Below are 13,747 nucleotides of genomic sequence, written 5' to 3'. Positions count from 1 at the left end.
CATTCCGGCCCGGCGTCCCCGGGTACGGGCTGCCGTACGGGGAAAGAAACCGCCATGCTCACCACAACCTCACGCGGCGCGTTACAGCTCACCGCCACGCTCCTCACCGCCTCCGTCGCCCTCTACATGGCGCTGGTCGCCTTCGGGAACATCACGGACTTCGGGACGAACCAGGACTTCGTGCGGCATGTCCTCGCGATGGACACCACGTTCAAGGACGAGGACCTGATGTGGCGCGCGATCACGAACGAGGGCGTGCAGGACGCCGCGTACGTCGCGATCATCGTCTGGGAGACGGCCGCCGCGCTGGTCCTGGTCTACGGCACCTGGCTCTGGACCCGCCCCGACCACGCCCGCGCCCGCCGCGTCTCCACCTACGGCCTGCTGATGGTCATGCTGCTGTTCGGCGCCGGCTTCATGGCGATCGGCGGTGAGTGGTTCGCGATGTGGCAGTCGGAGGACTGGAACGGCCTGGACGCGGCGCTGCGGGTGTTCGTCCTCAGCGGGGTGGTGCTGCTGGTCAACCACCTGCCGGTGATCCACACCGAAAAGCGCGACGCCCACTGAGGGGCCGCAGTACCTTCACCCCATGCCCCTTCCCATGAGCGCCTCCTCCGTGGAGGCGGCTCGCGCGGCCCTCCTGCGCGTGATCCCCTCGGTCTTCCCGTGGGTCCGTCATCTGTCGGCAGCCGAGCGGGAGGAGTTCGCGGCCAAACTCCTCGAAGCCATGGACGACGCGCCCGGCCGGGATCCCCACGCCGATGTCCATCGGACCGTCGTCGAGTGGCGCGCGACAGCGCGCGTCCTCGCCGAGCTCGGGGAATGACCGGCCACCATGATTATGGCATTTGCGATGCCATAATGGGGTCATGGCTGACGACGACATCGCGTTCCCTCCCGGCGACGGCCCCAGCAACGGCGTCTCCATCACCCTCACCGCCGGCACCCTGCAGGCGATCCGCGAGCGGGTCGGCAAGCGGGGTGTCTCGGCGTACCTGGAGAGGGCGGCCCAACGGCAGATCGAGCGGGATCGGCTGGACGAGCTGATCGCCTCCTTCGAGGAGGTCCACGGGCCCGCGGACCCGGGAGCCGTGGCGGCCAAGCGCGCCCGGCTCACCGGGGAGGGCTCCGGCGCGGGGGCCGCCGCGTGAGCGGTGCCCTCGTCCTGGACAGCGAAGGGCTGGCCAAGGCCGTACAGCGGGACCGTGAGGTGCACGAGTGGCTGACGGCCGCCCGGGAGGCGGATCTGCCGGTGATCACCTCCGCGGCGGTCCTGGTCGAGGTGATCCATCCGAGGATCGACGACGCCGCGCTGCGATGGACGCTCTCACGGCTGCGCGTGGAGCCGGTCACCCAGGCGCTCGCCCAGTCCGCCGCCGCCCTGCTGCGTGCCGCCGGACTGCACGGCCACACGTACGCCATCGACGCCATGCTCTGCGCGACCGCCCTGCACCACCCGGGCAGGGTGACCGTCCTGACGTCCGACGTGGAGGACATCGGCCTGCTCACCGCCGCGCATCCACGCGTGGTGGCCGAGAAGGTCTGAGTCCGCCCCGGCTACTCGACGACCCGGACCGTCGTGCCCGCCGAGCCGAAGGTCCACAGGGCCTTGCCGTCGGGCTTGGCGATGCGGATGCCGCCCGTCTGCGCGCCCGGTTCGGCGGGCGGGGGCGAGGAGCCGTCGACCGCGTTGGAGAAGGCGATGAAGACGCCGGACTTCTGGGCGAAGTACATGATGTGCTCGACCGGGACACCGTCGCTGCCGGTGGTGGCCTCGGTGCGCTTGCCGATCGTGTACGTGCCGGGGTCCGGGGTGACCGTGCCCGGCCAGACCGTGAAGGAGCGGCGGGGGGTGTCGCTGGCGTCGACCAGCCAGACCCGCTTCCGGTCGAGGGAGTAGACGATCCGGCGGCCGGTGCCCGAACCGTCCGGCACCGCCACCGGCTTCTTCTCCTCCGGCTCGGCGGACGGTTTCGCGTCCGCCGTCACCGGCGCGCTGGGCCGGGTCGTGGCGGCGACGGGCTTGGTCCCCTGGTCCGCCTGGACGGCCAGGACCACCACCGCGGCGATCGCCCCCGCGGTCAGCCCGGTCACCCAGGCCCACGAGGGAAGTCGGGCAGGCACCGGTACGCATCTCCTCAGCTACGGGTCCCGATCGAAGGCCGCCGGCTCCGGTCCGGAGGCCGCGGATCCCGATCGAACGCGGGTCGGATCATCCTACTGCCAGGATCCGCGCTTCCCCGGCCCGTCTCAGTCCGGTACCGGCAGCGGCTCCGGTCAGTCCAGTACCGGCAACAGCTCCGGAAGGTGTCCGTCGGAGGCCTCCGCCGCACGACGGCGCTCCTCGGGCACCTCGCCGTACAGGGTCGTCCGGGGCTTCGCCGGACGGCCCGCGGCCTCCGCGACCGCGATCAGGTCCTTGACCGACTTGTAGGAGCCGTAGGACGAACCCGCCATCCGGGAGATGGTCTCCTCCATCAGCGTGCCGCCGAGATCGTTCGCACCGGAGCGCAGCATCTCCGCCGCGCCCTCCGTGCCCAGTTTCACCCAGCTCGTCTGGATGTTGGGGATGTACGGGTGGAGCAGCAGGCGGGCCATCGCCGTGACCGCGCGGTTGTCGCGGACCGTCGGGCCGGGGCGGGCGATCCCCGCCAGGTAGACGGGGGCGTTGGTGTGCACGAAGGGCAGGGTCACGAACTCCGTGAAACCACCGGTCCGTTGCTGGATGCCGGCCAGGGTGCGCAGGTGGCCCAGCCAGTGGCGGGGCTGGTCGACATGGCCGTACATCATCGTCGAGGAGGAGCGGATGCCCAGTTCGTGGGCGGTGGTGACCACCTCGGTCCAGGTGGCCGCCGGGAGTTTGCCCTTGGTCAGGATCCAGCGGACCTCGTCGTCGAGGATCTCGGCCGCCGTGCCGGGGATGGTGTCCAGGCCGGCCTCCTTCGCCGCCGTGAGCCACTCGCGGATCGACAGGCCGGTGCGGGTCGCGCCGTTGACGACCTCCATCGGGGAGAAGGCGTGCACATGCATGCCGGGGACGCGTTCCTTCACCGCCTTCGCGATGTCGAAGTACGCCGTCCCGGGCAGGTCGGGGTGGATGCCGCCCTGCATGCAGACCTCCACCGCGCCCACGTCCCACGCCTGCTGGGCGCGGTCGGCGACCTGCTCCAGCGAGAGCGTGTAGGCGTCCGCGTCGGTGCGGCGCTGCGCGAAGGCGCAGAAACGGCAGCCGGTGTAACAGACGTTGGTGAAGTTGATGTTGCGGGTGACGATGTACGTCACGTCGTCACCGACCGCGGACTTGCGGACGTCGTCCGCGATCCGGCACAGCGCGTCCAGCGCGGGACCGTCGGCGTGCAGCAGCGCCAGCGCCTCCGCGTCGGTCAGCTTCGTCGGGTCGTCGGCGGCCGTGCGCAGGGCCGCGCGGACGTCGGTGTCGACGCGCTCGGGGACCATGCCGGGGGCGGCGGCCTCGCGCAGGGCGTCCCAGTCGCCGTACACCTCGTCGAAGTCGTCGCGGCGGTCGCCGGTGCGGCCCTCGGTGTCGATGGTGCGGTGCAGGTCGGTGCGGCCGGACGCGGTGAACGCCTCGTCCGGCTCCTGCCAGGGCAGCCCTTCGGGGAGCGCGTCCGGGAGGGCGAGTCCCGTCTCCGGGTCGGCGAGCGCGGCCACGTGCGGACGCAGCCGCGGGTCCAGCCACGGCTCGCCGCGCCGCACGAACTCCGGGTACACGCAGAGCCGTTCACGCAGCTCGAAGCCGGCCGCCCGGGAGTGCTCGGCCAGTTCCTCGATCTGCGGCCAGGGGCGCTCGGGGTTGACGTGGTCGATGGTCAGCGGGGAGACCCCGCCCCAGTCGTCGATCCCGGCCGCGATCAGCCGCCCGTACTCGGAGTCGACCAGGTTCGGCGGCGCCTGGAGGCAGGCGGACGGGCCGAGGACCAGCCGGGCGACGGCGACCGTGGCGACCAGCTCGTCGAGTTCCGCGTCCGGCATGGAGCGCATCGCGGTGTCCGGCTTGGCGCGGAAGTTCTGGATGATCAGTTCCTGGATGCCGTGGTGGGCACGGGAGATCTTGCGGAGGGCGAACAGGGACTCCGCGCGCTCCTCGTACGTCTCGCCGATGCCGATGAGGATCCCGGAGGTGAAGGGGACCGAGGAGCGGCCCGCGTCCTCGAGCACCCGCAGCCGCACGGCCGGCTCCTTGTCCGGGGAGCCGTGGTGCGGGCCGCCCGGCTCGGACCACAGGCGGGTCGCGGTGGTCTCCAGCATCATGCCCATCGACGGCGCGACCGGCTTGAGACGCTGGAAGTCGGTCCAGGTCAGGACGCCCGGGTTGAGGTGCGGGAGGAGTCCCGTCTCCTCCAGGATCCGGATGGAGATCGCGCGGACGTACGCGATCGTGTCGTCGTAGCCGTGCGCGTCGAGCCACTCGCGCGCCTCGGGCCAGCGGTCCTCGGGCTTGTCGCCCAGGGTGATGAGGGCTTCCTTGCAGCCGAGCGCGGCGCCCTTGCGGGCGATGTCCAGCACCTCGTCCGGCGACATGAACATCCCGTGCCCGGCCCGGCGCAGCTTGCCGGGCACGGTGACGAACGTGCAGTAGTGGCACTTGTCCCGGCACAGCCGGGTCAGCGGAACGAAGACGCTCTTCGAGTACGTGATGACACCGGGCCGCCCCGCCGCCTCAAGCCCCGCGTCCCGCACCCGGGCGGCCGACGCGGACAGGTCCCGAAGGTGCTCTCCGCGCGCCTGGAGCAGGACCGCCGCCTCGGAGACGTCCAGGGAGACGCCGTCCCGGGCACGTCTGAGGGCGCGCCGCAGGGAGTTCTCGGTGGGGCCGCCGGTTCCGGTGGTCACGGAAGTCGTCATTCTTTGAGCATACGTTCGGCGTGATCAGAGCCCCTGCCCGTCCGCGTCATGCGCCTCCCTCTTCCCCGTCCCCGTCCCGTCCTCGTCAGGCCCCTCCCCCTTCTCCGTCCACGAACGGCTGGAACGCGTCCAGCGCGCGCAGCACCCCCGCCTCCCCCTCCGGCGGAAGCTGCACCACGACCTCCTCGATGCCCAGCCCCGCGAAGTGCGCCAGCTTGCCCGCGCTGGGCAGGACGGCGTACGGCACGACCTGGAGGGCGCCGGGATCGCGGCCCGCGTCGGCCCAGGCGGTACGGAGTGCGGGCAGCGCCTCCGTCAGGCCCCGTCCGCCGATCGGCAGCCAGCCGTCGGCGTACGAGCAGATGTGCGCGAACAGCTTCGGCCCCGCCGCCCCGCCGACCAGCGTGCGCGGCCCGACCACCGGACCGCGCGGCTTCCGCACCGGCTTGGGGTGCGCGAAGCTGGCCCGCACACTCCCGAACTCCCCCTCATACGCCCTCGGTTCCTCCGACCACAGCGCCCGCATCAGCCCCATCCGGTCCCGCACCAGCTCGCGCCGGGTCCGCCACTCCACCCCGTGGTCGGCGGCCTCCTCCACGTTCCAGCCGAAGCCGAGCCCGAGCGTGAACCGGCCCCCGGAGAGGTGGTCGAGGGTCGCGGCCTGCTTGGCCAGGTCGATCGGGTCGTGCTGCGCGGCGAGCGTGATGCCGGTGCCGAGCCCCAGCCGCTCGGTGACGGCGGCGGCCTGGCCGAGCGCGACGAAGGGGTCGAGGGTGCGTCCGTACTCGCGGGGCAGTTCCCCGCCCGCCGGGTACGGGCTGGTCCGCTCGACGGGGATGTGCGTGTGCTCCGGCAGATACAGCCCGGCGAACCCGCGCTGCTCCAGCTCACGGGCGAGCCGGACCGGGGTGATCGTCTCGTCGGTGAGGAAGATCGTGACGGCTATGCGCATGAGCGGCCTTTCGTACGCGGACGAGGCCCCCATCAATACCTGCGCACATCCCGCCTGTCCATACCGACCGGTCGGAACTCCCTGGCGACTTCTCTTCCCTCCGCTCAGTGGAAGGCCAGCCAGCCGATCCCCGCGACCGCCGTGACACCGCCGACGGCCAGGTCGGCCGGCCGGTGGCGGTGCAGCGCGAGACCGAGCAGCACGGCCGTGATCAGCACGGCGGCCGTTCCGATCGCGCCTTTCAGGAGGCCGTGACTGAAACCGAACTCGTTGATGTGCCGGACGATCCAGACGAACCAGGCGAATCTCATGGTCTGCTGCCGATCTCCTTCTCCTGTAAGGAAGTTCACCGCCCCGCCCGACAGTTTCACCGTCGCGCACGGCAGTTCCCCGCCCCGCGCAAAGGTCGCACAGTACCGGCCCCGTTCTCCCGGCCGCCGGTAGGCTCACGTCACGATGACTTCTCGTGCCGAGCGCAAGTACCGGGCGGCGACCGCGTTCCAGCGCCGGGTCGGGAATCCGGTCCTGCGCCGGCTGCCGTTCCAGACCCTCCTGGAGACCACGGGCCGCGTCTCCGGCCTGCCCCGCCGGACCCCGGTGGGCGGGCGCCGGGTCGGCGGCTCGTTCTGGCTGGTGTCGGAGTTCGGCGAACGGTCGCAGTACGTCCGCAACATCCAGGCGGACCCCCGGGTACGGGTGCGTATCCGGGGCCGCTGGCACACCGGCACCGCCCGTCTCCTGCCCGACGACGACCCCGTGGCCCGGCTGCGCACCCTGCCCCGCCTCAACAGCGCCGCCGTGCGGGCCTTCGGGGCGGGGCTGCTGACGGTGCGGGTGGATCTGGACGACTGAGGACGGAGTGTGCGGGCCTTGTGACGGCCCGCCGTTCCGCGTGTGATCGCCGTCTCGCACGGCTGACGCATCTGCCATGAACGAGGCAAACTGGCGTAGTTGCTCAGGATGCATAGGGGGACTGCATGGACAGTGTGCCGCGAGGACCGGAGCAGCGGCGTTCCGGCTCCTCGACGGAGCCCGGTTCGCTGCGCTTCGGCGTGCTCGGCCCGGTGCGTGCCTGGCGCGACGGCGAGCCCGTCGCCACCGGCAGTCCCCAGCAACGCGCCCTGCTCGCCGCCCTGTTGCTGCGCGAGGGCCGTACGGCCACGGCGGCCGAACTCATCGACGCCCTGTGGGGCGAGGAATCCCCCTCCCAGGCGCTGGCGGCGGTACGCACCTACGCCTCCCGGCTGCGGAAGGTGCTGGACCCCGGGGTGCTGGTCAGCGAGTCCGGCGGCTACGCGGTGCGCGGGCTCGGCGAGGGGGCGCTGGACCTCACGGCGGCGCAGGAGCTGGCGGCGGAGGCGGAGAAGGCACGGAACACCGGGGACCTGTGCCACGCGCGGGACGTACTGAACCGGGCCCTGTCCCTGTGGGACGGCGAGACGCTGGCCGGGGTGCCGGGCCCGTACGCGGAGACCCAGCGGGTCCGCCTGGAGGAATGGCGGCTCCAACTCCTCGAATCCCGCCTGGACATGGATCTGGAACAGGGCTGCCACGCGGAGGCCGTCTCGGAGCTGACGGCCCTCACGGCGGCCCACCCGCTGCGGGAGCGGCTGCGCGAACTGCTGATGCTGGCGCTCTACCGCAGCGGCCGCCAGGCGGAAGCCCTCGCGGTGTACGCCGACACCCGCCGCCTCCTCGCCGACGAACTCGGCGTCGACCCGCGCCCGGACCTGCAGGACCTCCAGCAACGCATCCTCCGGGCCGACCCGGGCCTCGCGGAACCCTCCGCCCCCATGACGGAACCGGTGGCGCTCCCCGTCCGCCCCGCCCAGCTCCCGGCGACGGTGCCGGACTTCACGGGCCGCGCGTCCTTCGTACGGGAGCTGAGCGGCGTACTGGCGTCGGCGTCCGGCGACGAGGCCCGGGTGATGGCGGTGTCGGCGCTGGCCGGCATCGGGGGCGTCGGCAAGACGACACTGGCGGTCCACGTCGCCCACGCCGCGCGTGCCTCCTTCCCGGACGGGCAGCTGTACGTCGACCTCCAGGGCGCGGGCTCCCGGTCCGCGGAACCGGAGACGGTCCTCGGCTCCTTCCTGCGCGCCCTCGGCACGGCGGACTCGGCGATCCCGGACTCGCTGGAGGAGCGGGCGGCGCTGTACCGCTCCGTCCTGGACGGCCGCAAGGTGCTGGTCCTGCTGGACAACGCGCGTGACGCGGCACAGGTCAGACCCCTGCTGCCGGGAACGGCGGGCTGCGCGGCGCTGGTGACGTCGCGGGTGCGGATGACGGGCCTGGCCGGGGCGCACCTGGTCGACCTGGACGTGATGTCCCCGGAGGAGGCACTGGCGCTCTTCACGAAGATCGTGGGCGAGGAGCGGGTGGCGTCGGAGCGCGAGGCGGCCCTGGACGTGGTGGCGGCGTGCGGTTTCCTGCCGCTGGCGATCAGGATCGCGGCGTCGCGGCTGGCGGCGAGGAGGACGTGGACGGTCTCGGTCCTGGCGGCGAAGCTCGCCGACGAACGCCGCCGCCTCGACGAACTCCAGGCGGGCGACCTGGCGGTCAAGGCGACCTTCGAACTGGGGTACGGCCAGCTCGAGCCCGCCCAGGCCCGCGCGTTCCGCCTGCTGGGCCTGGCGGACGGCCCCGACGTCTCGCTGGCGGCGGCAGCGGCGGTCCTGGACCTGCCGGCGGAGGACACGGAGGACCTGCTGGAGTCCCTCGTGGACACGTCCCTGCTGGAGTCGGCGGCGCCGGGGCGGTACCGGTTCCACGATCTGGTACGGCTCTACGCGCGTGCTTGTGCGGAGAGGGACGAGCAGCCGCCGAGCGAGCGGGAGGCGGCGATGTCGCGGTTGCTGGACTTCTACCTGGCGACGGCGGTGGGGGTGTATGCCATCGAGCGGCCGGGAGACCGGTTGGTGGACGGGCTGGAGCCGACGGAGCATCCCGGTCTGGTCTTCACCGACGGCTCGGCGGCACTGGACTGGCTGTACACCGAGGCCTCCCCTCTGTTGGCGGCCGTCCGGCAGGCCGCCGGGACGGACCGGCTGCGCCGGGGGGTGGACCTGCTGTGGGCGGCGAAGGACCTGACCGAGTCCGGAGCCAACTCCCACCAGTACGAGACGACGGCCCGTGCCATGTGCGACGCCACTCGTGCCGCGGGCGACGCACGCGCTGCGGGAAGGGCGCGGACGGTTCTCACCGATGTGCTCCTGGTGTCCGGCCGCATTCAGCAGGCGGAGGAGGAAGCCCGGCTGGCCATGGAACTGGCCGACTCCGTGCGGGACGCCACCGCGGTCAGCTGGGTGGCCAACAACCGAGGGCTCATCTGCCTGCACCAGCACCGGTACTCAGCCGGGAAGGTCCTCTTCCACCAAGCCATCGAAGGGTTCCGGGCGACCGGCAACCGTGCGGGCGAGGCCTCCGCGCTGTCGAACCTGTCCCGTGCCCAGCTGGGTATGGGCAACATCACCGAGGCCGTGGAGATCGCCCGGCACGGCTTGGCCGTGTACCTGGAGATGGGGCGAACCATGCGACTCGCCAACGGTCATTTTGCAGTGGGCGTCGCTCTGGCCAAGGCCGGACGTCATAACGAAGCGCTCGGCCAGTTCTCCGAAGCCGTGAGCATCTTCGCCGGCCACAGACAGCGCCTTTGGGAAGGAGCGACGAACTTCCGCATCGCCGAGGTGCATCTGGCCGCTGAACGGCCATCACACGCTGCGCAGCATGCCGAGCAGGCACTGGCCCTGGGGTGCATCGGCGGCGACCGGACGCGCGGCAACGTCCTGGCTCTCCTCGGGCGAGCGCTGTCGGCCCTGGGACAGGCCGACCGGGCCAACGCCTGCTGGCGTGAAGCCGTGTCTCTTCTCGAGCAGAACAGTGCTCCCGAGGTCAGCGAGGTTCGTTCCCTCCTTACGCCAGTGACGTGACTGTCCCGCATACACAGTGCCGTTCGGGCGTTCAGCGTTCGTTTATCCCCGTCCGTCATTCTCTTCCATGTCACACCGTCGCGTCGGGGGGCAGGCGGCTGACCAGGGGCCGACCGGTTAATGTGCGGCCCCGAACACCCGTCCGATGGCCCACGGGGGAGCTGTCGGGCGGGTGTTCCATACGTGGCACCACAACAGAGGAGCAAGCCTCATGAGCGACAAGATGAAGGACGCGGAAGCGACTCCGCTGGACAACCACATGCCTGCTCCGCCGGCGGGGGAGGAGACCGTCACCACGCTCGACAACCACATGCCGAGCGAGCCGGTCGACATCACGACACTGGACAACCACATGCCGGCCCCGCCCGCCCTGGACCTCGACGGCGGCAAGTAGCCGTCCTTCCCGCACGGGGAATCGGCCGCGGCGGCGCGGAGGGGGAGCCGTCGCGGCCGATGTGTGTCCGCAAGGGGTTCTGGTCAACCTTTGACACGAACCGTTCGAATCAACTGGCTGCGCTCGCCGTACTGTCACTTCCCGTACGGATCTGCTCCCCCGCCACAGGAGTCACAGTGACCCGCACCAAGAAGGTTCTCGCCACCATCGCCCTGGTCCTCGGCATCACCGGCGCCGCCGCCGGCCCGGCGCTGGCCGACAACCACGCACCCGTCGGCCCGCAGGACAGTGTCGTGGTGACGCTCGAGAACGCCATGCCCTGACGCGTCGCCCGACCACCGATGGGGCCGAGGGAAACCTCGGCCCCATCGTCGTACGCCCGTGCCGTCGGCGGTGTCCCTCGCCATGATCGGGGAAGCGGTCGAGGACTTTCGAAGTGACCGTTGGGCCACTCGTCGGCGGGCGTCCGCTGCGGTATGCCCCCGGTCCCGTGCTGGTAAGGGGTCCGCGTGAGCATCAAAGGCGAGTGGCCCGACGGCCACCGCCGATGCACCCCGTCGGGTCAGGCGGCCGCCGGGGCGTACGTCTCCGGCTCGCACTCGGCCACTTGGGTCACGTCCGCGTCGGTGCCCACGTTCACCCTGGCCGGCACCGTCTCGCCGCCCGGTACGGCGACGTCCTGGGAGCGGGTGACGACCTCCGCGCCGGTCGCGTCCTCGAACCTCACGGTGACGGTGAAGACGCCGTCCACGGCGTTCTGGTTGGTGACCTCGACCGTGGCGTACGGGGTCTCCTCCGAGGCGCAGTCCACCAGTTCCACGCCGGCGTCCTGCCCGGACGCCGAGGCGCTCTCCTCGCCGCCCCCCGCGCCGCCGCCTGAACCGTAGTCGTCGTCATCGTCGTAGTCGCGGTGCGAGCCGCCCCCCGAGCTCGACGACGAGTCGTGGTTCTGGCCGGAGCTGCTGCAGCCGCCCCCGTCGCCACTGCCGCCGCCGTGGCCGCGGCCGGTCGAGAAACCGGTGAGGGTGAGGACGACGAGTGCCGAGACCGCTGTGAGCTTGAGTGTGTTCCCCCGGGAATTCATGGCCCTCAGGTTATCGATCTTCGTGTCACGAGCATGTCACCGTCCGGCGACCGTCGCGTACCCGGCGCAGCGACCGGTACGGGAGCCGCGCGGGGAGGGGAGGCGGCGGTCGTCCGCTGCCTCCCCTCCCCATACTCACCGCCTCACGTCGTCCGCGCCGTCCCCGTCCCCTTCTCCGCGTCCAGCGCGTACACGCAGCGGTCCTTGCTGCACGCGTACACCACGCCGTCCCGGACCACCGGGGAGCCGGTGATCTCGCCGCCGGTCGCCAGCTTCCATCTCAGGCGGCCGTCGTCGGCCTTCAGGGTGTACAGCAGGTGGTCGCTGGAGCCGAAGTGGATCCGGCCCTCGGCGACCGCGGGCGCGCCGACGATCTCGCCGCCGGACTGGAAGCGCCACTTGGGCGTGCCGGTGACCGCGTCCAGGGTGTACAGGCCCTTGCCGCTGCCCACGTGGACGTGACCGGCGGCGACCAGGACCGGGTCGACCGAGGAGCGCGCCTCGGTCGCGATGCGCCAGCGGTCGCGGCCGTCGGTGGCGTCGAGGGCGTAGACCGTGCCGAGGTAGTCGGCGAGGTAGAGGCCGCCGCCGGTGACCGCCGGGCCGGGGACGAAGGCGGGCGGGGAGAGGAAGACCGCCGGGGCCTCGAAGTGCCAGCGGACGTGGCCGGAGGTGACCTCCAGGGCGAGGACGCGGGTGCCGGCGCAGGCGTAGGCGTAGCCGTCGGGGGCGTGCGTCACGCGGACCGGGACGCCGCCGCAGGAGGCCGCGTCGCCGATCGGGTACGACCAGCGCTCGTCGCCGGTGCGGGCGTCGAGGGCGCGCAGCCGGGCGTCCTGCCAGACGTAGACCGTGCCCTCGTGGAGGGCGGGGCCGGCCTCGGGGGACTCGAAGTCGGTCTGGCAGCCGGTGATCTCCCACAGCTTCTGGCCGGTGGACGCCTCCCACGCCTGGACGCCGCCGCCGCGCGTGCCGGTGACGACGGTGCCGCGGTCGGCCTTGAGGGAGTACACCCAGGCGTCCGTGGACACCCGCCACAGGTCGCCGCCCTCGCGGGCGTCGAGGGCGAACAGGGTGGGTCCGTCGGAGGCGTGGATACGGCCGTCGGCGACCGCCATCGACCACGCGACGTCGCGGGTCTTGAAGCGGCGCCGGCCGGTGGCGACGTCGAGGGCGTGCACCTCGAAGGAGGTGACGTAGACGAGGTCGCCGTCGACGGCGGGGGTGCCCCAGACGTCGTTGGACATGCGGAAGCGCCACGGGCGCCAGCCGCCGGGCTGGTCCGGCGACGCGGCGGGCGCGGCGGGTGCCGGTACGGCCGGGTCGGCGCCGTTGACGCCGGGGCGGGGCTTGGACCAGGTGGCGGCCAGGGCGGCGGCCGGCGGGGGTGCCTTGACGGCGGCCGCGCGCATGTCGGCGACGCGCGGGCCGGGTCCGATGGGCACCATCGCGCCCGCCAGCCGTACGGGGCCGGTGTCGGGGGCGCCCGTCGGCGCGCCCACCGGCGCGGGCATCGAGGGGGGCGGCGGCGGGACGACCGGGTCGTGCCGGGGCGGCGGAGGGACGTGGGGGCGGGCTCCGCCACCGGCGCTGCGGCCGGTGGCGGGCGCGGGCCGGACCGCCGTCCGGCCGCCCCGCCGCGTCTCGATCAGGGCCACCGCCCGCTCGGGCAGCCACGCCGACGCCGTACCGCTGTCGTCGGAGCCGGAGCCGAACAGGTGCGGGGCGAGCTGGGCCTGGAGGTCGGCCGGGTTGGGCCGGGCCGCCGCCTCCATCTGCATGCAGGATTCGATGAGCGGGCGCAGCTCGTCCGGGAGGCCGTCGAGGTCCGGGCCCTCGCGCAGCAGCATGAAGACGGTCTCGACGGGGTTGGCGCCGTGGAACGGCGGATGTCCCGTGGCGGCGAAGACCAGCATCGAGCCGAGCGAGAACACGTCGCTCGCGCCGGTGACGCTGCGGGAGTCCTTGGCCTGCTCCGGGGACATGTAGGCGGGGGTGCCGACGGCGACGTTCGTCATCGTCAGGCGGGTGTTGGAGACGCCGGAGGCGATGCCGAAGTCGATCACCCGGGGGCCGTCCTCGACGACGAGGACGTTGGAGGGTTTCAGGTCGCGGTGGACCAGTCCGGCGCCGTGGATCGACTGGAGTGCCTCCGCGACGCCCGCCGCGAGCCAGCGCACCGCCTGCGCCGGGAGCGGCCCGCACTCGTTCACTATCTCCTCGAGGGAGGGCGCCGGCACGTACGCGGTGGCCAGCCACGGCACGGCGGCGCGCGGGTCGGCGTCCACCACGGCCGCCGTGTAGAAACCGGAGACCGCGCGGGCCGCCTCGACCTCGCGCGTGAAGCGGACCCGGAAGAGCTGGTCCTCGGCCAGTTCGGTCCGGACCGTCTTGATCGCCACCCGCCGCCCGGACGCCGAGCGCGCGAGATAGACCAGCCCCATGCCGCCGGCTCCCAGCCGTCCCAGCACCTCGAACGGCCCGATACGCCGCGGATCGTGCTGTGTCAGCTGATCCACCAC

The 13,747-nt window shown here is 72.4% G+C and carries 14 protein-coding genes; 8 read left to right on the top strand and 6 right to left on the bottom strand.

What is annotated here, in order from left to right:
* Positions 1-54 precede the first annotated feature (54 nt).
* From IH50_RS0130005 to IH50_RS0129990, 4 genes are read left to right on the top strand one after another with little or no spacing between them, the layout of a single operon-like run.
* Positions 55-567, top strand: a complete 513-nt coding sequence (locus IH50_RS0130005) for a DUF2165 domain-containing protein (RefSeq protein ID WP_030869167.1) — start codon at positions 55-57, stop codon at positions 565-567.
* 22 nt (positions 568-589) lie between these two features.
* Complete coding sequence (locus IH50_RS0130000; RefSeq protein WP_051767502.1) at positions 590-826, top strand: hypothetical protein; 237 nt, start codon at positions 590-592, stop codon at positions 824-826.
* Between the two features lie 43 nt (positions 827-869).
* Positions 870-1,151 (top strand): hypothetical protein, encoded by a 282-nt coding sequence (locus IH50_RS0129995; RefSeq protein WP_030869161.1) that lies wholly within the window; start codon positions 870-872, stop codon positions 1,149-1,151.
* Positions 1,148-1,546 carry a PIN domain-containing protein gene (locus tag IH50_RS0129990; RefSeq protein WP_030869156.1) on the top strand — a complete coding sequence of 133 codons (399 nt, stop codon included), beginning with the start codon at positions 1,148-1,150 and terminating at the stop codon, positions 1,544-1,546. The genes IH50_RS0129995 and IH50_RS0129990 overlap by 4 nt, the downstream gene beginning before the upstream one ends.
* Before the next feature lie 11 nt (positions 1,547-1,557).
* Here IH50_RS0129990 and IH50_RS0129985 read toward each other — a convergent pair whose 3' ends face one another.
* The 4 genes from IH50_RS0129985 to IH50_RS0129970 form a co-directional block, all read right to left on the bottom strand.
* Positions 1,558-2,124 carry a L,D-transpeptidase gene (locus tag IH50_RS0129985; RefSeq protein WP_030869154.1) on the bottom strand — a complete coding sequence of 189 codons (567 nt, stop codon included), beginning with the start codon at positions 2,122-2,124 and terminating at the stop codon, positions 1,558-1,560.
* Between the two features lie 153 nt (positions 2,125-2,277).
* On the bottom strand, positions 2,278-4,866 hold the full coding sequence (locus IH50_RS0129980) for a bifunctional FO biosynthesis protein CofGH (protein ID WP_030869152.1): 2,589 nt from the start codon (positions 4,864-4,866) through the stop codon (positions 2,278-2,280).
* Between the two features lie 85 nt (positions 4,867-4,951).
* Positions 4,952-5,818: an LLM class F420-dependent oxidoreductase gene (locus IH50_RS0129975; protein ID WP_030869149.1), complete on the bottom strand. Its 867-nt coding sequence runs from the start codon at positions 5,816-5,818 to the stop codon at positions 4,952-4,954.
* A 104-nt stretch (positions 5,819-5,922) separates the two neighbouring features.
* Entirely contained in the window at positions 5,923-6,129 is a 207-nt protein-coding gene (locus IH50_RS0129970; RefSeq protein WP_030869146.1) for a hypothetical protein, read from the bottom strand.
* A 145-nt stretch (positions 6,130-6,274) separates the two neighbouring features.
* On the opposite strand from IH50_RS0129970, the gene IH50_RS0129965 reads away from it, so the two are divergent.
* The 4 genes from IH50_RS0129965 (at position 6,275) to IH50_RS42160 (ending at position 10,464) form a co-directional block, all read left to right on the top strand.
* Positions 6,275-6,670: a nitroreductase/quinone reductase family protein gene (locus IH50_RS0129965; protein WP_030869143.1), complete on the top strand. Its 396-nt coding sequence runs from the start codon at positions 6,275-6,277 to the stop codon at positions 6,668-6,670.
* Positions 6,671-6,795: 125 nt separating this feature from the next.
* Positions 6,796-9,747, top strand: a complete 2,952-nt coding sequence (locus IH50_RS0129960) for an AfsR/SARP family transcriptional regulator (RefSeq protein ID WP_030869142.1) — start codon at positions 6,796-6,798, stop codon at positions 9,745-9,747.
* Positions 9,748-9,958: 211 nt separating this feature from the next.
* Positions 9,959-10,141, top strand: a complete 183-nt coding sequence (locus tag IH50_RS0129955; protein ID WP_030869139.1) for a hypothetical protein — start codon at positions 9,959-9,961, stop codon at positions 10,139-10,141.
* A 176-nt stretch (positions 10,142-10,317) separates the two neighbouring features.
* Positions 10,318-10,464, top strand: coding sequence for a hypothetical protein (locus tag IH50_RS42160; protein ID WP_199822163.1), 147 nt, complete (start codon positions 10,318-10,320; stop codon positions 10,462-10,464).
* 239 nt (positions 10,465-10,703) lie between these two features.
* Here the strand turns inward: IH50_RS42160 and IH50_RS0129945 are convergent, their stop codons facing one another.
* Together IH50_RS0129945 and IH50_RS0129940 are read right to left on the bottom strand one after the other, a co-directional pair.
* A complete protein-coding gene (locus IH50_RS0129945) occupies positions 10,704-11,225 on the bottom strand; it encodes a hypothetical protein (RefSeq protein WP_030869136.1) in 522 nt (173 codons plus the stop codon).
* 143 nt (positions 11,226-11,368) lie between these two features.
* Positions 11,369-13,747, bottom strand: coding sequence for a PQQ-binding-like beta-propeller repeat protein (locus tag IH50_RS0129940; protein WP_030869133.1), 2,379 nt, complete (start codon positions 13,745-13,747; stop codon positions 11,369-11,371).

Origin of the sequence: Streptomyces sp. NRRL S-37, from assembly GCF_000721605.1 — a bacterium.
In the GTDB taxonomy this organism is placed as follows: Bacteria; Actinomycetota; Actinomycetes; order Streptomycetales; family Streptomycetaceae; genus Streptomyces.
Note: the sequence above shows the minus strand (reverse complement) of the source record. Positions and strands in the feature narration are given on the sequence as shown.